The sequence below is a fragment of the Paenibacillus ginsengarvi genome (genome assembly GCF_003626695.1).
Lineage (GTDB): Bacteria > Bacillota > Bacilli > Paenibacillales > NBRC-103111 > Paenibacillus_AB > Paenibacillus_AB ginsengarvi.
Genome location: NZ_RBAH01000006.1, coordinates 16,780 through 35,851 on the forward strand (window position 1 = coordinate 16,780; position 19,072 = coordinate 35,851).

At 55.8% G+C, this 19,072-nt stretch carries 13 protein-coding genes; 9 read left to right on the forward strand and 4 right to left on the reverse strand.

Annotated features, from left to right (window positions below; genetic code table 11):
* Positions 1-171 precede the first annotated feature (171 nt).
* From D7M11_RS09955 to D7M11_RS09995, 9 genes are all read left to right on the forward strand, one after another.
* Complete coding sequence (locus D7M11_RS09955) at positions 172-966, forward strand: C40 family peptidase (RefSeq protein WP_120747059.1); 795 nt, start codon at positions 172-174, stop codon at positions 964-966.
* A 97-nt stretch (positions 967-1,063) separates the two neighbouring features.
* Complete coding sequence (locus D7M11_RS09960) at positions 1,064-2,371, forward strand: molybdopterin-dependent oxidoreductase (RefSeq protein ID WP_120747060.1); 1,308 nt, start codon at positions 1,064-1,066, stop codon at positions 2,369-2,371.
* Between the two features lie 522 nt (positions 2,372-2,893).
* On the forward strand, positions 2,894-3,532 hold the full coding sequence (locus tag D7M11_RS09965) for a GbsR/MarR family transcriptional regulator (protein WP_120747061.1): 639 nt from the start codon (positions 2,894-2,896) through the stop codon (positions 3,530-3,532).
* Between the two features lie 7 nt (positions 3,533-3,539).
* On the forward strand, positions 3,540-6,629 hold the full coding sequence (locus D7M11_RS09970) for an efflux RND transporter permease subunit (protein ID WP_120747284.1): 3,090 nt from the start codon (positions 3,540-3,542) through the stop codon (positions 6,627-6,629).
* Positions 6,626-7,882: an efflux RND transporter periplasmic adaptor subunit gene (locus D7M11_RS09975; RefSeq protein WP_120747062.1), complete on the forward strand. Its 1,257-nt coding sequence runs from the start codon at positions 6,626-6,628 to the stop codon at positions 7,880-7,882. Before D7M11_RS09970 ends, D7M11_RS09975 begins: the two co-directional genes overlap by 4 nt.
* 26 nt (positions 7,883-7,908) lie before the next feature.
* Complete coding sequence (locus D7M11_RS09980; protein WP_120747063.1) at positions 7,909-9,630, forward strand: hypothetical protein; 1,722 nt, start codon at positions 7,909-7,911, stop codon at positions 9,628-9,630.
* Positions 9,631-9,761: 131 nt separating this feature from the next.
* A complete protein-coding gene (locus D7M11_RS09985; protein WP_120747064.1) occupies positions 9,762-10,895 on the forward strand; it encodes a sensor histidine kinase in 1,134 nt (377 codons plus the stop codon).
* Positions 10,892-11,491 (forward strand): response regulator transcription factor, encoded by a 600-nt coding sequence (locus D7M11_RS09990; protein ID WP_120747065.1) that lies wholly within the window; start codon positions 10,892-10,894, stop codon positions 11,489-11,491. The genes D7M11_RS09985 and D7M11_RS09990 overlap by 4 nt, the downstream gene beginning before the upstream one ends.
* Positions 11,492-11,798: 307 nt before the next feature.
* Positions 11,799-12,626, forward strand: coding sequence for a lipoate--protein ligase family protein (locus tag D7M11_RS09995; RefSeq protein ID WP_120747066.1), 828 nt, complete (start codon positions 11,799-11,801; stop codon positions 12,624-12,626).
* Between the two features lie 135 nt (positions 12,627-12,761).
* Here D7M11_RS09995 and D7M11_RS10000 read toward each other — a convergent pair whose 3' ends face one another.
* From D7M11_RS10000 to D7M11_RS10015, 4 genes are all read right to left on the reverse strand, one after another.
* The gene (locus D7M11_RS10000; protein WP_158606541.1) at positions 12,762-14,162 is read right to left on the reverse strand and encodes an ABC transporter substrate-binding protein; all 1,401 of its coding nucleotides are present in this window, start codon (positions 14,160-14,162) and stop codon (positions 12,762-12,764) included.
* Positions 14,163-14,198: 36 nt separating this feature from the next.
* Positions 14,199-15,647 carry a glycoside hydrolase family 26 protein gene (locus D7M11_RS10005; protein WP_240041038.1) on the reverse strand — a complete coding sequence of 483 codons (1,449 nt, stop codon included), beginning with the start codon at positions 15,645-15,647 and terminating at the stop codon, positions 14,199-14,201.
* A gap of 113 nt (positions 15,648-15,760) precedes the next feature.
* Positions 15,761-17,716, reverse strand: coding sequence for an FAD-dependent oxidoreductase (locus D7M11_RS10010; protein ID WP_120747068.1), 1,956 nt, complete (start codon positions 17,714-17,716; stop codon positions 15,761-15,763).
* Between the two features lie 257 nt (positions 17,717-17,973).
* On the reverse strand, positions 17,974-19,059 hold the full coding sequence (locus D7M11_RS10015) for a sensor histidine kinase (RefSeq protein ID WP_120747069.1): 1,086 nt from the start codon (positions 19,057-19,059) through the stop codon (positions 17,974-17,976).
* Between the last annotated feature and the right edge of the window lie 13 nt (positions 19,060-19,072).

The following is a 19,072-nucleotide window of genomic DNA, read 5'->3' on the forward strand; positions in this document are numbered from 1 at the left end:
AAGTTTAGTAAGTGAGCAAGTTTCTTGCATGTTGTTACCAATTTCTCCACTCCCCGAAAAGGGTCGTCCGCCGCCGAATGCTTTACAAGCGCAATGCATGAAAAGCGGCTATGACTAGCCGGGGAGAATACCCTGTTGCAATGGACCTGACGACAACTGTGGAGGAACTAAATGATGAATAAAAAATGGCTGACGATAGCGTTATCGGGAGTGGCGGGACTATCGGTGATGGCGAACATTGCTTTTGCATCGGGAATCGCAAAGGTGGAGCTTGATGTGGTGCCTTTCCGCTGGGCGGTTGGAGGAAGCACGTTCAGCTCCGAAACGCCTTACCGGGACGGAGATTTGAGCTTGCCGGCCAGTCTCAACTACAAGGGAACGACCTATGTGCCGATCCGGCTTGCTGCACAGACGCTCGGGTACAAGGTAGACTGGAACGATGCGACGAAAACGGCGATCCTGGCTCTGGATAACGAAGACGACCCGATGGCGGATGCGCAGGATTCGAACGGAAACTACCCGAGCTACAAATTTGCGCCTGCAAAAGGGGAAGCGCCGGCCTGGGAGAAAAAGGCGGATGCGGTCATCACGCTCGGCATGACCTATATGGGCACCCCGTACGATTTCGGGGCGAAGCTCGGCCAGACCGAGACGTTCGACTGCTCCTCGTTCATGAACTATTTGTTCGGCAAAAACGGTGTGAAGCTGCCGCGCAATTCCCGCGAGCAGAGCGAGATCGGCAGTGAGACAAGCCTGGACCAGATCCGCAAGGGAGACCTGCTGTTTTTTACGACGCCGAAACGGAAGGACAAAACCGGCACGGAGCGCATCGGCCACGTAGCCGTCTATATTGGCGATAATAAAATTTTGCATACGTACCGTACCGGCATCGGCGTAGTCGTCTCCGAACTGGACGACCGCTGGAAGGCCCGTCTCGTCAAAGTGAAACGGATTATAGCCGGATAGCAAAACTGATCAGGCGTAAGCCGCGTATACTTCTATATAGAAGTAGGATACCGGCAAGCGGGCCGAGTCCCGCCGCCCGAACAGGAGGAGCATGGCGATGGATCAAGATCGGAGACGCCGCAGCGGCTCGCTCGGCAAAAGGCTGATTCGCCTGCATGCATGGAACGGATGGCTCGTGCTGGCGTTGGCGGTAACGGGGCTCATCCTGTTCGTGCCGGCGCTGCGGGGCGAATTCAGCATTGTCCGGGTTACGCTTAAGCAGCTGCATATTGTCCTAGGTATCGTATCGGCCATTGTCGTCCTCCTCTATTTGCCCGCGATGCGAAGGCATCTGAAGCAGCTGAGAGGCAAGACACGGCAGATGTGGAACCTTGCGATCGTGCTCGCGCTGCTTGCCGGCTGGATCGTCTCCGGCGTCGTGTTGTGGCAGTTTCGCTCGCTTCCGCCGTTACTGACGAATGCGGCGTTATGGATACACGATCTGCTGACATGGGTCGGCGTGCCGTATGCGATCTATCATGCCGTGACCCGCAGCCGCTGGCTTCGTGTCAAAAGTCCGGCAACGCGGGCGAAGGAAGGCGTCACAAATCGGGGTGAGGCAGAGCCGCTGCCAGCTGTGCCGGTACGGCTGCACTTGAGCCGGGCGGGCGGCTGGCTGCGCGATACGATTTATACGCGGCGAGCTTTTCTGAAATGGTCGTTCGCGGGCTTGCTGGTGCTTCTGGTCGGGCCGAAGTTCGCCAGGTGGCTGTTTTCCGGAGGCGGCGGAGGCAAAGTGTCGCTGGAAGCGCCGATCATCGACGAGAACAGGATGATTCCGGCTCCGACGCCGCTGGCCGAATCGCTGCAGCCGATCGGCGGAGGGGCGAAGGGCGAGTTTCGCATTTATACGATCGTCGAGATGCCTCATTTCGTATCGGATTCCTGGAAGTTTTGGCTCGGCGGACTCGTTGACAAACCGCAGGAGTGGAATTGGGAGCAATTTTTGAGCCTCCCCCGAACCGTCCAGGTTAGCGACTTTCACTGCGTAACCGGATGGTCGGTGTACAGCACGACATGGGAAGGCATACCGCTGAAGGAGCTGCTGAAGCTGGCCGGGGTGCAGAACGGCGCGAAGTACGTCAAGTTTTATTCGGGGGACGGCGTGTATACCGATTGCTTGACGATCGAGCAGGCGAGGCTGGACGATGTGATGGTGGCCGTCATGATGGACGGCAAGCCGATCGTCCGCGATCTGGGCGGCCCGGTGAGGCTGATCGTGCCGAAAATGTACGCCTACAAATCGGTCAAATGGCTGCAGCGGATCGAGCTGATTGCCGAGGAGCATATCGGTTTCTGGGAGCGTAATGGCTATGACCAGCACGCTTGGGTTCCCGGCAAAAAGCCGAAGGGGATGCCGATCTGATCTTCGCAGGTCCGGTAAGCTAAGAAAGTCGCATTTCGTCTGCTTTAACGCTTTCCGAACTTAAGCATTCACAAAAACGCGGCTCCGATGGAGACCGCGTTTTTTGCGCTTGCTTTGCCGTTCCAGCCGCCGAAGGAGCGGAAGCAAAAGTTCCGCTATAGCTCGCGAGGTGCCGATTTCCGGGGGAATAGAGGGAGCGAAAGTTCCGTTAAGGGCTGCGAATCGCTTGAGCAGAACCGGGTTTTGAGACCATAAAGGAAGCCGCACTTCCTCTATGCCGGCAAAACGGCTCGCGAAGCTGCAATAACGGAACTTGCGGTTCCGTTATTGCACTCGCCCAAGGGCGCCGACGCAGCAAGGCGGCCGGTCTCGGAAAGCGATAGTTCCATTAGCCCCGCCCTCAGCCGGATGAACCAATATGATATTTATCATATTCAACTCCTTACGTATGCTACTTAAACCGGTACGGTCTGCTTACTACAATAGAACTAGAATAACCTTGCCTGAAGAGAGGAGCCGTCCGTGAGCTTTTCGGGAAACACGTTCGCAGACGTGAAGCAAGCTATCGTTTTATGTGCTTCGGGGGAAGCGGAAAAAGCGGGCCATAGCGCGCTCGCGGGGAAAATCTACGCTTATCTGCTGTTCGCGCCGGAGCCGCTGTCCTTGGAACAAATCGCGAACCGGCTGGGGGTCAGCAAAGCGGCGGTCAGCATCCGGATTCGTCATATGACGCTCCAGGGACTGTGCCGGAAGCTGCCGAGACGGAGCGATCGCCGGGACTATTACACACTCCCGGACCCGCTCGGCACAAGCTTCGCGCACAATATCACGCAGTTTTGGACGGAGCGGCAGCGCTCGCTTCGGCAAACGCTGCATTCGCTGTCGGCGGTGCCGGTATCCGAAGAGGAAGAGACGGAGCATCGCGCCGCGAGCGCAAGGCTGTCCGAGCTATCGGCCTCGCTCGAGATGTTGTTGTTGTGTTTCTCCGGCCTTATGCGCGAAAGGGAGGAGCAGGAACAGACGCTCCGGCGCCACTTGTACGCGGCCCGGACGAAAGCTTCAGGAGGAGAGGAACGATCGGGCCGGGCCGGCAGCCGCTCCGAAAACGATCGAAAGCTCGACTTGCATGCGGGTTTGCCAGCCATCGTAACGGAGGATTAGAGAGATGATGAACAAGTTAACGGGTTTTTCGATGAAAAACGTGGCGGCGGTTTTGATCATCTGCGCGATTTTGTTCGGCGCGGGGGGACTCTCCGCGGTGTCGCTCAAGCAGGAGACGATGCCGGACATTTCGCTGCCGATGGTATTTGTGACGACCGTGTACACGGCTCCTCCGCGCGATGTGATGGAGGATGTGAGCAAACCGATCGAGAAAGCGATCGCCGGTGCCGAAGGCGTCAAAACGATTCATTCGACGTCGTCGGACAATTTCTCGATGATCCAGATCGAGCTTGAGAGCGGACGGAAGCCGGAGGACGCCAAGCAGGATATCGAGAGCTTGCTCACAAACGTCAAGCTTCCGCAAAAGGCGGACAAGCCGCAGGTGCTCACATTCGGCTTCGGCTCGATCCCGGTTTACAACGTCGCCATCAGCGGTAAAAACGGGATGAGCCAGGAAGAGCTGGACCGGATTTTCAACGATGTATTCGAACCGACGCTCGGTACGGTCAGCGGTCTCGATCACGTCGATGCGGTCGGCAATCAGGAGTCGCTGCTGAAGCTGAAGCTCGATCTGAACGCCATTCTGAACTACGGCCTTACGCCGAACCAGGTGTCGCAAAGCATTCAGGCGTCGATCGTATCGAGTCCGGCGGGAAGCGTCAAGTTCGGCGGCAACAACCAGATGGTACGGATCAATAGCGACCTGGACAGCCTGTACAATCTGGAAAATATGAAGATCACGACGGCGACGGGAGATACGGTGCTGCTGAAGCAGATCGCCAAAGTCGAAGCGATCTCCGAGTCGACGTTTCTGTCCAGACTGAACGGCGAACCCGCCATCTCGGTGTCGCTGTTCAAAACGAAAGAAGCGAATACGGTCCAGTTTTCCGCACAGATCGACGATATGATCGCGAAGTGGCAGACGGAATACCCGGATATTACGTTTACGACCATTATGAACCAAGCCGTCGAAGTGAAAAAGTCGATTAACGGCATGTTGAAGGAAGGCGCCATCGGCGCATTTCTGGCTGCGGTAATGATTCTATTGTTCCTGCGGAACATGCGGATGACGCTGATCGTCCTTGTTTCCATTCCCTTGTCGGTGCTGATTACGCTGTTAGTCATGAACGGCCTCGGCATCACGCTTAACATCATGACGCTCGGCGGGCTGACGATCGCGATCGGACGCGTCGTGGACGACAGTATCGTCGTCATCGAGAACATCTACAGCGAGCTGCAAAAAAGCAAGGAGCGTAACGAATCGGTCATCAAGCTGGCGACGTCCCGAGTGGCGTCCGCGATTACATCATCGACGATTACGACGGTTGGCGTGTTTGCCCCGATCGCGATGGTGGGCGGCATACTGGGCGACATTTTCCGGCCGTTCGCAATTACGCTCGTCGTGTCGCTGCTTGCTTCCTTGCTCGTCGCTCTTACCGTCATTCCGATGCTGGCCAAGCTGCTCGTGCTGAGAAGCGGCAACATTCAGCATCACGAGGGAACAGACGGCAAGTTCATGCAGGCATATAAGCGCATTATCGGCTGGGCGCTCGACAATCCGAAGAAAACGGTGCTGACCTCGATCCTGCTGCTCGTTGTCACGATAGGGGGAACGCTGCCGTTTCTCGGTAGCGAATTTATTCCCGAAAGCATGAACGGCAAAGAAATGCAGTTCAATATTAAAATGCAGCGCGAAACGTCGATGGAAACGATGGACGCGAAGGTGAAGGAGATCGAAGCGCTGCTCGCGCAGCAAAAAGATCCGAAGGGGAACCCGGCCTTCACCTACATCGAATCGATGGTCGGTTATGATAACAGCGCCGATCGCGTGCCGTACAAAAGCATCGTCATGGTTTCCTCGTCGGAAGACTCCAACCCGACAACTCTTGTGAAGGAGATGGAAGCCAGAATCGCAGAGCTGCTGCCGAGCGGCTCGGAGGTGACCGGCAATTTGGCGGCAAGCGCCGGCATGGGAACCGGCGAAGATTTCGCCTATTTGCTGAAGGGCGACGACCTGCTCCAACTGGAGGCGGGAGCGGCCCTGATTAAGGAAAAGATGAAGGAATTCCCGGAGCTGACGGATATCAAGGACAGCCTGAGCGAGAAAAAGACAGAGGTCGAAGTAAAGGTAGATCAGAACAAAGCCCGGCTGTACGGCTTGACGGCGGCCCAGGTGCTGGAAAGCGTCTCGAGCTGGCTGTCGGAGGTGAAGCTCGGTGAATACCGGTTCGACAATACCGTGTTCGACGTTACAATTCTGCTGGATGACCAGTATAAAGATTCGCTGCTCAAGCTGGGGCAGTTCCAGATCCGTACTCCGACGAACATGATCGTTAATTTGACCGATGTCGCCCAGGTGCGGCAAACCGACGCTCCGGCTTCGATTACGCGGGAAAATCAGGAGCAGTACGTGAAGATCACCGCTTCCATCGACAGCCGCAACAAAGGCGGCGTCAGCAACCAAGTGAGTCTGGCCCTGAAGGACGTTCAATTGCCGAACGGTATCCGTACCGAAACGCAGGGCGTCAATGACGATATTCAGTCGAGCATCAGCCAGATGATGCTGGCGATGGCGGCGGCCATCTGTATCGTTTATCTCGTCATGGTGCTTGCTTTCGGCAATGCCAGCGCGCCGTTCGTCATCCTGTTCTCGCTGCCGCTGGCTGCGATCGGCGGTTTCCTCGGCTTGTTCGTGACCGGGCAGACGATCAACGTCACTTCCCTGATCGGCTTCCTCATGCTCATCGGTGTCGTCGTGACGAACGCCATCGTACTGATCGACCGCGTGCAGCAAAACGAGCAAGCCGGCATGGCAACGCGCGAAGCGCTTATGGAAGCGGGAATGAGCAGGTTCCGCCCGATCATCATGACGGCGGGCGCAACGATCGTGGCGATGATGCCGATGGCGCTCGGCTTCTCCGAAGGAGCGCTGATCTCCAAAGGGCTGTCGGTCGTTGTTATCGGAGGCTTGACGACCTCGACGCTGCTGACGCTTGTCGTCGTCCCGGTAATGTACGAATTAATCGCCCATATGAAGCACCGGTTGTCGCGCAAATCGAACCGAGTGATCGATCGAAAAGGAGAACTGTCCGTATGAAACAACGATTCCAGACGGTAAAAAGAAGCAGTATCGCGGCAACCGGAGCGCTTCTGCTCGGAGCCTCCCTGCTCGCTGGCTGCACGTCGTCGCCCGAGGCCACGCCTGCGGCGGCGGTACAGCAGCAAGCGCAGGTCAAAACGGTCAAAACGGCCAAAGCCGAAAAACGGACAATCGCCGATCCGATGGAGCATGTCGCCGATGTTGTTGCCTCCTCCCGGATGACGGTGGCGACCAAATCGGGCGGCGAGGTGAGCGAGGTACTGAAGAAGCGCGGCGACACGGTAGAGAAGGGTGAGCTGCTGTTCCGTCTCGATCCGAAGGATGTGCTGCTGCAAAAAGAAAAAGCGAACGTGTCGATCAGCGGCACGAAGCAGCAGCTTGCCAAAGCGGTTCAGGATTTGGCCGACGGCAAGCGCGATCTTCAGAACGGGATCGCCAAGCTGGAGCAGACGGTTCGGGATACTGAAAAAACATACAACAAAATGCGCAACGATTACGATCAGGGGCTCGTCTCCAAAATTCAGCTGGAGCAGCTCGAGACGCAGCTCAGCGGACTGCGGATGGATCTGGAGAGCAGCCGGGCCAAGCTGAAAACGATGGAGTCGACCAATTCGCTGTCGCAGCTGGAGCAAGGACTGGAGACGGCACAGCTGTCCGTTCAGGAGATCGATCGCGCGCTGGAAAACATGGAGGTGCGCGCTCCGGTAGGCGGCGTACTCACGGACTTTACCGTCGAGGCGGGCATGACCGTTCCCGCAGGTTTCTCGGCAGGCGATATTCAGAAGCTGAACCCGGTCAAGGTGAAGGCGGAATTGACGGAGGATGCCGCGAAGCTGATTCGCGGCAAGCAAGAGCTGCATCTGGCCATCCCCGGCTCGGCCGATAGGCTGACGGGCACGGTCGCGTATTTGGCCGATGTGATGAGCGCCCAGACGAAGTCGTATTCCCTGGAGCTGGAAGTGGCCAATCCGGAACGCAAGTTGAAGCCGGGGATGAAGGTGCAGATTATGCTGAGCGAGGAAGCCGACCAGGTCGTCGTAACGGTTCCGACGACGAGCGTAGTCCGCGAAGCTGGCGAAACATTCGTGTATATACTGAACGGCAGCGTCGCGGAGAAACGAAAGGTGGAGCTGGGACGGCTGAAGGAAACGTATCAGGAGGCAATTTCGGGCGTCAAGGAAGGCGAGCAGATCATCGTGTCCGGGCAAAATCTGCTCAAGGACAAAGAAACCGTACAACTGGCGAACTAATCAACTTTCAGATGGAGGCGAGTCTTTTGAAAAAAACGTTGCGGATCGCTGTCACTGCTACCCTGTTCTCGGCCATGCTCGGCACCTCCGGCATGAACGTCTTTGCGGCGGCGGATGCCGGAGCCGTCAATACATCCACCCCGATCGAAGAGGTATACGCGCTTCAAGATCAGCTGCAGGCCGAGCTGAAAAGTGTGCTGAACGAGCGTACGGCAGGGGGAAGCCGGGTCGGTGTCGTTCTTCGGATGACGAATACCGGAGCGGCGGTTAAACGTCTCGCGGATTACGAGCTGCTCGTCCGAACGTCGGACGGGGCTGAATATCCCGTGCAGCCGAGCGCCGCGAACGCCAAGGCGATTCAGCCGAAAACAAGCGCCGAGCTCAGCTTTTTGACCGATATCGAGCGGCCGGACGGCGTTCAGATCGCGGAAGTGCTGCTGAAGGAAGTCGATTATTACACCTACCCGAAAACGGAAACATTGGTGCTGTCCATTCCAATCGTCTCCCGGCCCTGGAACGGAAGCGAGGGCGCGGCGGCCGATGCGTCGGTGTCGCAGGCGTGGGGAATGCCGTTTTCGTTTCCGTCACTCCAGTCCCCGGTCTCTTACAAGCCGGTCAGCATAAGCCATGAGACGACGACGGATAAAGGAACGGTGTACGTCGTGCAGCTGCTCGCTTCCAATACGGCGGATCATCGCGTCCAGCTTCCCGACTTCACGATCGACGGGAGAAGCAGCAGCAAGGTGTTCGCGGGAAGCCGCATCGAGCAAGAGGCGATATCGCTCGAAGCGAACGAGGAGGCTTACGTACACTACGCGATCTCGGTCGATACGGACACCGTATTGACCGGCCTGAACGTGCTGACGACCGAGGCGTTTGCCGCGGCGCCGGGGAGCGCGCCGGTCACCTATAAGGTCGGCCGACTCCAAATCGATCTGGCGGCTTCCTCCGAGTCGGGTGCGATTCCGTCTTATACGCTCGGTACGCCGATGAAGCTGGATGCAAAGAGCAAATGGATGCACCCCGATCTCCAGCTGTCGCTTGTCGGACTGCCGATTGGCGATAATGAGGAGGAAGGAACCCGGACGGTTACGGCGACGTTTCTGATCACGAATGACGGCAACAATCCGATTCCGATCCCAGTATTCCAAACCGCTCTGCTCGGCTCCGGCGGTTCCCGCTACGACGGCAGCAGGCAGGCGGCAGGAGGAACCCCGCTGCTGCCGCAAGAGAGCGTTACGGTAAACTATTCGTTCACCCTGCCCGCCTCCGAGAGCGGCAGCGATCTGGTTCTGAACATTGAAGACCCTGTGACGGCAGCGCCTTACAAAACTACGATCGGCGCTTATCGCGTGGACGCGGTTCCTTATGAGACGCTCGATTCGTTCACAGTGTATCCGTTCAAGATCGGCGTCAAGAGCAACAGCACCAGCTTCTTATTTAATCAGCAAACGCTCGAGTATTCATATGTTGGCAGCTATGATTTGACAATCGAGCGCGAGCCCGGCGTGAGGGTCGATTCGGAGTTTCCCGCTTTGCTGTTTGAATTGCACGACGGCTCCGGCCGGCTTGTGGCGAGCAGCACGAATCCGCTGACCGGAACGGGCCGTCTCGCGAACGGAAACAACAAAATCCGTTTTACCGGCACGACGCAAAACTTCGATTACCCACTTACGCTGCATATTTATGAGGTATTCAAGACGGATACCGGCGAAAGCAAACGGCTGCTGACGAAGATGGTGCAGTAAGACGCCGAAACGGATCGGGTCACGGATGACGAAGGATGGTCTTATCCCCCGGGGAGGGCCATCCTTTAACTTTGCCGAACGGGCGTGTTATGATTAGCCTAATCCGTTATCCGGCATAGGGTGAGGTACGTATGGAAAAAAGGCGGCATCACATTTTACAGCTTTCATCGGGGCTGATGCCCTATATATTGGTCGTGTCGTTTATCGTTCCGTTTTATTTCGTCGTATCGGCGCCGACCTCGGAACAGATTACGATCGGCGTTATTTTGCTGCTGTTCTTTTTTGCGATCAACCTGGGCTCTTTCCGCGCAAAGGACCGTATGCGGGTCGTCCTGACAATCGTGCAGATGGCCACATGCGTCGTCATTACGCTCGTGTACGGCTATGTGTACTTGGCGCTGCCGATTGCGTTATATATCGGCAATATAAGGGGCAAGCTGCCGTTCGGCATTTTGTATTCCCTTCATGCGCTGCTTACGTTTCTAACGATCAACTACGGTTTTCATACCCGTTCGGTATTTTTCATGATTCAGTTTCCGTTCGTCATTTTGTGTCTGATCGGAGTTGTGCTGATTCCGTTTAACCAATATTCGCTGCAAAAGCGGGGACAGCTAAGAGACCAGCTTGCGGACGCGAACAAGCGGATCGCCGATCTGATTAAGCAGGAGGAGCGGGAGCGGATCTCCCGCGATCTTCACGATACGCTGGGCCAGAAGCTGTCCTTGATCGGATTGAAAAGCGAGCTGGCCTCCAAGCTGATCGACAAGCGCCCGGAGCAGGCGAAGCAGGAAATGAGCGATATTCATCATACCGCCCGGACGGCGCTCAAGGAAGTGCGCGAGCTCGTCTCGAGCATGCGCGGCACGAAGGTGGAGGAGGAGCTCGTGCGCGTCGGACAAATTTTATCGGCGGCCCATATCCGGTTTACAAGCACGGGAGACCCGGCGCTGCCGAATGTGACGCCATACGTGAACAATGTGCTCAGCATGTGCATCAAGGAAGCGGTCAACAATGTCGTCAATCACAGCAAAGCGGGCGAATGCGCGATTGCGATCGAACAGTCTGCAACGGACACGGTTATTACGATTCGGGACGACGGCGAAGGCATTCCGCCCGGACGCAAGGAAGGCAACGGCATTACGGGCATGCGCGAACGCCTGGAATTCGTCAACGGAAGTCTGGAGATCGTATCCGATCAAGGCACTCGGGTCGCGTTAACGGTTCCGAATGTGATCAAACAACTGGAGGGGGAGAAGGACGTATGATTCGAATCGTCATTGCCGAGGACCAGCGTTTGCTTCTCGGCGCCCTCGGGGCCCTGCTCGATCTGGAGGACGATCTCGAAGTTGTCGGCAAGGCGAGCAACGGCGTCGAAGCGATCGGGCTGATTGAGCGGCTGAAGCCGGACGTCTGCATTCTGGATATCGAGATGCCCGGCAAGACCGGACTCGACGTTGCGGAAGAGCTGCAAGGCAAAGGCTGCAAATTTATTATACTGACGACGTTTGCCCGCGCCGGTTATTTTGAGCGCGCGGTAAAGGCTGGAGTAAACGCATACATGCTGAAGGACAGCCCGATTGAGGAACTGGCCAGCTCGGTACGAAGCGTCATGACCGGCAAGCGGATTTACGCCTCCGAGCTGATCGTCGACCTGTACAAGGAGGAGAACCCGCTGACGTACAGGGAGAAAGAAGTTTTGCGGATGCTTGCCGCCGGCAAGACGACGAAGGAGACGGCGGAGGAGCTGTTTTTGACTACGGGTACGGTGCGCAACTATATATCCGGCATTTTGGACAAGCTCGAGGTGAGCAATCGGATCGAAGCGATTACGCTTTCGAAGGAGAAAGGATGGATGGACTAAGGGCGAGGCGTTCCTGGACGAAAGGGCATCGACAGGGTAATTGCACTAGGGGGAAGCTCGAGCGAAGTGGAACATTTGCATCTGGAACAGCGAAGCGGTCGCCTTTACAATCGGATTCCAGCCTTGACATAGTTCGATCAAGGAATCCGATTGTAAGAGCGAGTGGAAGATCAAATGTTTCCGTAGCGGCCGTACTCTCCCTCAGATCTCCTAGCGCGATTGCCGGGCCGCATTGTACAAAAACCGCTTTTCGTGGTATTCTCATACTGATTTTGGCGAAACCATACGATTTGAGGAGAAGAGAACGATGACCGGACGGATACCGTCTCCTTTTTACATTCAAAATTCTAGCGAAAACAAACTCGTCGGGGACATTTTGTTTCCGTTCGCGTACGACGAGCTGATGTGCCATAAGGCGGGCGAAGGCTCGCAGCCGTTCGTCCATATTTGGCGTCACGACAAGGCGATCGTGCTGGGCCTTCGCGACCGCCGGCTGCCGAACATCGACTGGGCGATGGAATGGCTGCGGATGCACGGTTATGCGGTCGGCGTGCGCAATTCCGGAGGAGCCGCCGTTTCGCTCGATCCGGGCGTTGTCAACGTCTCGATCGTGATGCCGAACCCGAGCGGCCGGCTCGAGTTTAAGGAAGATTTCGAGCTCATGTACGCGCTGATTCGCGAAAGCTTCGCGAAGCTCGGGCTGGATGCGGCGAAGGGCGAAGTAGCCGGTTCGTATTGCCCGGGCGAATACGATATCAGCGTGGGAGGCCGCAAGCTGTGCGGCATCTCGCAGCGGCGGCAGACGAAGGCGTTCATCGTGAACGCGTTCATCAACGTGGAAGGCCACGCTTATCGCCGCGGCGAACTGGTCCGCAACTTCTACGAAGTGGCGACCGGCGGCAACATGGAGCTGGATGTGCCGAAGGTGGAGCCGGAAACAATGGCCACGCTCGCGGAGCTGGGCGGACCCGGCGTGACGGTGCGTACGTTCGTGCAGGCGCTCGTGGGGACGCTTGAATCGTGGGGCGGCACGGTCGGCCGTCACCCGGACAAGCCGTCGATGCAGGAGCTTGAGCGGATGGTGGCGACACTGCGCAGCCGGTACGACCGCAGCGGCGGTTCGGAGGAAGAATAAGCCCGGCGGGCGCCCCTTTGTCCCTTATCGGACAAGCAGCGCCCGTTTTGTTTTTGCTCAGTGGTGCAGCCACGGTCGGCCGTCTCCTCTTCGGGGCATGTCGGCTAACCCTTAAGTTCGCTGTACGTCAGCCGCCTACTTGCTTTCTTTGCTCCGCTCCTGCGCTTGTTTCGCCTTCGTCAGCTCGGCTTGTCCTTTGTCCTGTATCGCTTGCAGCGCGTCGTCCACCGACTTTTTCCCATCCAGCACTTCTTGGAATTCCGCTTCCGCAATCGGGTGCAATTGCTCGATAAAGCTGTTCGGCACGTTCGATAGAGCTTTACTCGCGGACGACGTTCCGCCCTTTCCTTTAAAAAAGGCCTCGATGTTCCGGCCCTCCGGATCTTTTACATAGGCAACGCGCGAGGACAAATTGCCCATTACGGACGATTTCGACGTCACCCGGGCGTACTCGTCGCCGCCAACGTATTTGACGAATTCCCACGCCGCTCTCGGATTTGCAGACTGCGCGTTTACCGCAAATATTTGATTGACCGAAATCGTGGATAAGCTTTCCGGATTGCCGGGATCGGCAGGAAGCGAAACGAGATCCCACTCGGGCATTTCCTTAAGCAGCGCCTTCGCCTGCTTTAACGAGTCAATAAAGTAGGCGCCGCTTATCGACATCGCCGTTTTGCCGCCAATAAACGGATCCTGCTTATAGTAATCTTCCATCGTTCCGCCGAGGAATTGCTGATCCGATCGGTAAATCGCCTTCGACTTGAACGCGTCCAGCGCCAGCTGAGCCGATCTTTTCCAGCCGTCGCTCTTGATCGTCAGCGTCGCGCCGGCCGGATCGATATAGCTGAGGCCTTTTGTCGCGCCGAGCATCTGGATAAACCGGAAAACGCTATCTCCCGAATCGAGACTAAGCCCGGACGGACGGCTCGAGCCGTTTCCGGCCAGCCCGAATCGTTTGGCCAGCTCGATGGTTTGTTCCCATGTCATCCCGTCCTGCGGCGGCGGAACGCCCAAACTGTCGAACAGCGTTTTATTGTAGAACAGCGCTTGCGAGCTGAACCCGGGAGCGAGCCCGTACAGTCTGGCACCGCTCCGTGATTTGATCGTCTCGATGACGGAAGGGAGGATTCCATCCACATCGAACTTATCTTGCTTGATGACGGAGTCGAGCTCGTACAATCGTCCTTCCTCCGCCATTTTTTCGTACTGATCGAGCGTCAGCAGCAGAACGTCCGGCTTCTGCTCGTCGATGAAACGATACAATTGCTTGTTGTAGTCCGTATCGGGGCCGTATGAAATAGCTCCCTGCGTCGATGCCACCTGTATGTCGATATTCGGGTATTTGGCCGAAAACAACGCTCCGTACAGTTGAAAAAAATACGACTCGTCAAACATGCTCATCACTTTGATCGTAGCCTGCTCCTCTTGGCCAAGCTGCATCAGCTTCTTCTCATCGCCTCCCGCTGCATCGCAGCCGGCTAGCAGGGCGGTCCCAGCGGTCAAAGCCGCCGTCCCGATCTTCGTCCAACGTTTCAATGGGTTGTCCACCTTTACCATTCAGGATTCAGAAATTTATCGCCTTATTGCCGAAGCATACGGCTTATAGCTTTGCAAATGCTTATGGAACGTTTCAACCAGCTCCGGGCTCTCGTCCAGTTTATAGATGCGGGCAGGCTGATTGTTCGGATCGAAGTCCATGTGGCTCCACCAGACGGCCGCCTTGATCTTCGGATATTGATCCAGCTCCCCGAACATGCGGTTCACCCATTCGACCTTGTCCCCGCCGATGGAGCTTGAACCGAACTCCGCGATCATCATCGGCTGATCGAACCATTCGTCATATTGGGCATACAACGGAGCATACAATTCGTGAAACGTGCTCCAATCCTCCCCTTCGTAGAAGGTGCCGGTATTATAGGCCGTCAGGCCGACGACATCCACGTAGTCGTCTCCGGGATAATAAAGCAGCGTATGATTCCATGCGAACCCGGGTTTGGACAAGTTGTTCGGATTCCATACCCATAAAACGTTATCCACTTCATTTCTGCTGAAAATATCGTGAATATAAGTCCACATCTCGGTATAAATCTCCGTATCTTTCGAATTGTGATAGCTCGAATACGGAACCCAATCCCCATTCATCTCATTATCCAGCCGGAATAGCAAAGGATGACCGAACGCCTTAATGTCTTGGGCGTATTTCATCAAATATTCGTCGTATTTTCCTTTCAGGATGTCGTACATGATGCTGGAATTATCCTTGTTGTAATGCATCGTCTGCAAAGTCAGAACGGCGAAACGCCCGTTTTCGTAAATCTTGTTTAAATCTTCGGCCGGAAATCCCGTATCCAGCGACTGGTAACGGATGAGCAGCCCGAATGTATAGTCAAGCTTGTGTTCCAAATCCAGCAGCCGGTTCATTTTCGATTCGGCTGCATCCGGCTCGTAGATGCCCCACTTCAAACCGTCCGATAAGAAAAGCCGGTTATAAAGGTAGGCTGTTTCTTTGTTTGCCCGAAGGGGCTTCCTTGTCGTAACTTTGCCGATGTTCGCGCTGCCTTGAGGGGGAAACATCCGGAACGAGTGCACGATATCCATTTCATTGTGGATGGGCCGATCGGACTTGATCTGAATCGTATAAACCTCTCTGTCATTTTTAACGATCTCGGCGCTTGCGTAATAAGGTTTATCGTTTTCCACGCGCTCCAGTTTATCGCGCTCCCATTTCAATACATGTACCTTCGAACCCGCTACTTTCATGCTTTTATCCTTAGTAACGCGATGATCCGAGCCGTTTTTCGCAAAACGGTTGCCGTATCCGATATAGGCGGCCGCGTCGGTAACCGTATGATTGAAATCGTCGTAGTATACGTCGATTAATGTATGATCGTCGTAGAATCGCGTCCTGATGGCCGCCATAGAATCGTCCGTCTTCATCTGTTTCGGGTATTGCAGCTGATACCCGTAAGGCAAATACGTATAGGAAGCCATATCGCCGGAAGATGGAATGCGGTTAATCAAAAAGGCTCCGGTTGCGGCAAGTAAAACGATGCCGATCAGAACGAAAAGCAGTTTCTTCCGTTTCAGTGTTCAAGTCCTCCTTTAAGAGTGCCGAAACCCGGCAATTGTTAGATTTAAAATGTCACTCCCGCCGCCTTTACGATCGCATCCTTCAGCATCATGTAAGCTTCGCCGTCAGTCAGCTTCCGCTCGTCCTTGATCATGCCGACTGTTTCCTTGGTCAGCATTCCTCTGCTTTCCAGCTCCGCCCGGGCGGTTTCGGCGGTGACGTCCAGGCCGAGTCCCTTCGCAATGGTCAAGCTCGCTTGCTGCAAGGTGAGCGGCTGCTTGGCCGGCTCGGCTATCTGTTTTACTGCGGCGGAAGGATCACCTTTAAACGACGTCTTATACATCCGCCTTATGTTATTCACTTGGTTTACCATCCGCTGAGCGTTGGACGGATTGTCCAGCTTGAACGCTTCGTTGTTGTACGAGCCGACGGCGATTCCCGTATAAACGGCCGCCTTCAGCCCCTCATACGCCGGATGCGACATGTACGTTTGCGGCTGAGGCTTATACGGCGCAAGCTCCATCCCTTGATCGTTTAGACGCTTCTGCAGCTCGGCCATCAGTGCCTTCGATTGCGACAGTTCGCTGAAAGTTTTGTTCTGTTCGGACGCTAACTTGACCGCGGCGCCGGCAGCTTGCCCTTCGGCCATGCCGAGCGGAATGACGCGCGCGCTGCCGTGCGCCAGCGTATCGAAGCTAGCCGAACGTCCCACGACAAGCAGGCCGTCCACATGCTGCGGAACGATGCTGCGGAAAGGCACCGCATATTTGAGCGGATGGACGACAACCGCGCCATTGTCGGTCGGTGACGTCCGCTGGATATCCGCGGGATAGGAGCCGAAGGCGATCCGGTCCCATTGGTCCGCATTTTCCAGCAAATCGATGACGCTTAGCCGGTAAAGTCCGGCCAAATGTCTCGTCTCGCGCACGTATAGCTCGGGAGCGATCGCGTCCAGCTCGGCGTTTTTAAACTCCTCGAACTGCTTCAAATAGTCGACGACATGCGGAATTTCTTGCCTTGCGATTTCCAGTCCTTCCCGGCGTGACTCCTCGCTGAGCCCGTCGATGCCGAAAATTTGCAAAGCGTTGATCAGTATCGTGTCGTCCAGCTGGCGGCCGATGTTGAGACCGCGCATTTTGGTCCGTTCCTTGTTGAGCGGCACGTAATCCTTCATTTCATTGCCGTATCCCCAGGCGGACATTTTATCGACTCCGGTGTTGCTGTCGCCGTCCCCGTTGAGGCGTTTGGCGATAAGCTTCCAAGCTTTGTCGTCGATATTTTTCAAGCGAAACACTGCGGTTACGGCCATCCTCGAGTTTTTGTCGCCCAAATCTTCGCGTCCGATCGTAAACGAAGCTCCCGCGGCGACGGCAATGTCCGCATCCTGCGTCGCGTCGATCACCGCTTTGGACGAAATCCGCTGCTTGGAGCCGTCCTTCTTCCTAACGACGACGCCCTCCACCGTGCCCGGCCCGTTTTCCCGCCTCACGATCGGCTCGACGGCGGCAGCCTCCATGTACAGATCGATGCCGCTCTCCGCTCGAACGAGATTGTAGAAAGCGTCCGCCGCCGTAACGACATCGAAAGAGTGGCCTTCCGTCTTTTTGTACCACTCGGCAAAAATGCCTTTGTTGAAATAGTCCTGCTCCTGCCCCGGCAACGGTGCCGAAGTCCGGTCCCAGTTCATATCGATACTGTTCAGCCAGCCTACCGTCATAAGTCCGCCCAAAACCTCGCGTCCCCGAGCATCCACAAGTAGCGTCCGTTGCCCGTTGCGGGCCGCCGAAACCGCCGCGGCGATTCCTTCCGGATCGGTCCCTACTACGACCAGATCGTAACTATCCTTCAAGGCGGCGACGGAAACGACTTGCTGCGGCTCCCGCTTGCCGGCGTTCGGCGAATTCGTTGAGTGGGCCGATTTGGCGGAACGGTCATTCATTTGCCAGCTATACAAGCCGGCTCCCATTCCTAGCAGGGCGACCAGCAGTATGGTCATCGTGAATATCCATTTCTTCGACATGGGAACACCTCGTCAAGATCATAATGCTGCGGAGCGCGACCGTCTCTCGCGGCCGGACCGCAGACCCTAATTCGTTTAGGATGTAGCCCATTATAAAGCACAAAGGTTAATGCCTCTTTTTCGTTCGCTTATGGGCCGCTTAAATGATTCTTAAGAAAAATTAAGCTTGGGTATAAACAATAGGCCGGCCAGAAAATTCTGGCCGACCCGAACGTGCGGTCGCTTTCTCATCCGATAGTCTCGTTTCCCGGGGGTGTTTAAAGCAGCGGGAGCCTCGTTTCGAACACCGTCTCTTTACGATTGCTTCTGGCCGTAATTTGACCGCCGTGCAGCTCGATGATGCTTTTTGCAATGGCTAGTCCAAGCCCCGTTCCGCCGTTTTGCGACGAACGCGAGCGATCCGCACGATAAAATCGCTCGAAGATGAAAGGCAAATCTCTGGCGGCGATCGGCTCGCCATAGTTCACGATTTCCACTACGACGGCGTTGTCGTCCTTGCCGATGCGGATATCGACATACTTGCCCTTGCCGCCGTAGCGGATCGCATTCGAAAACAAGTTTTCGTACGCTCGCATCAGCTGATGGCCGTCTGCTTGAATGAACAAGCCGTCGTCTTCCGCAGCCATTCGGCATGACATGCCCGCCTTCGACAATTGCGGAATGAATTCCTCGGCCAATTGCTTCAGGAAGCCGTAAATGTTCACCTTTTTGAGCTGCAGCTCGGTTCCTTCGCCGCTAAGCGACGTATATTCGAACAAACGGTCGATCAGTTTCTTCAAGCTTTTCGTCTTCTCGTAGGCGATATTGGTGTAGTAGCGCAGTTCCACCTCATCGTGATAACGATCGGTCTCAATCAGCTCCAAATAGCCTAGAACCGAGGTAAGCGGCGTGCGCAGATCGTGGGAAACCCCGGTGATCAGCTCGTTTTTCGTCCGTTCCGCATTCCGTTCCTCCTCGATCGATTTGCGCAGTTTCTCCGTCATTTGGTTGAAATGCTCGGCTACGGTTCCAAGCTCGTCCGCCGACTTCGTTACGATCGTATAGTTCAAATTGCCTTTCGCGATTTCCTGGAGGCCGCGCGTAATTTCCCCCAAATAGCCGAGAATTTTGCTGCTGAATATGAAAAAATAGACTAGAAACAAAATGCCTCCGGCTACGACCATAACCGGCGTCGACCCGATCCGGTTGACGACCCAACTGATGGGAACGGTGAACGGCTTCACGTACACCAATACGAGCAGCACCCGGTAAGCGATCAATACGGTGGCGGCGGCGGACGCAATGCTCAGTACGAAGGCGAGGATAAACTTCCAGCGCATCGTATATATAAAATTGGTTTTCATGTGCTCCTCCGAT

Excerpts from the sequence above, each read along its gene's own strand:
- D7M11_RS09955 (WP_120747059.1), top strand. The coding sequence starts at position 172 with ATGATGAATAAAAAATGGCTGACGATAGCGTTATCGGGAGTGGCGGGA.
- D7M11_RS09960 (WP_120747060.1), top strand. The coding sequence starts at position 1,064 with ATGGATCAAGATCGGAGACGCCGCAGCGGCTCGCTCGGCAAAAGGCTG.
- D7M11_RS09970 (WP_120747284.1), top strand. The coding sequence starts at position 3,540 with ATGAACAAGTTAACGGGTTTTTCGATGAAAAACGTGGCGGCGGTTTTG.
- D7M11_RS09975 (WP_120747062.1), top strand. The coding sequence starts at position 6,626 with ATGAAACAACGATTCCAGACGGTAAAAAGAAGCAGTATCGCGGCAACC.
- D7M11_RS09985 (WP_120747064.1), top strand. The coding sequence starts at position 9,762 with ATGGAAAAAAGGCGGCATCACATTTTACAGCTTTCATCGGGGCTGATG.
- D7M11_RS09990 (WP_120747065.1), top strand. The coding sequence starts at position 10,892 with ATGATTCGAATCGTCATTGCCGAGGACCAGCGTTTGCTTCTCGGCGCC.
- D7M11_RS09995 (WP_120747066.1), top strand. The coding sequence starts at position 11,799 with ATGACCGGACGGATACCGTCTCCTTTTTACATTCAAAATTCTAGCGAA.
- D7M11_RS10010 (WP_120747068.1), bottom strand. The coding sequence starts at position 17,716 with ATGTCGAAGAAATGGATATTCACGATGACCATACTGCTGGTCGCCCTG.
- D7M11_RS10015 (WP_120747069.1), bottom strand. The coding sequence starts at position 19,059 with ATGAAAACCAATTTTATATATACGATGCGCTGGAAGTTTATCCTCGCC.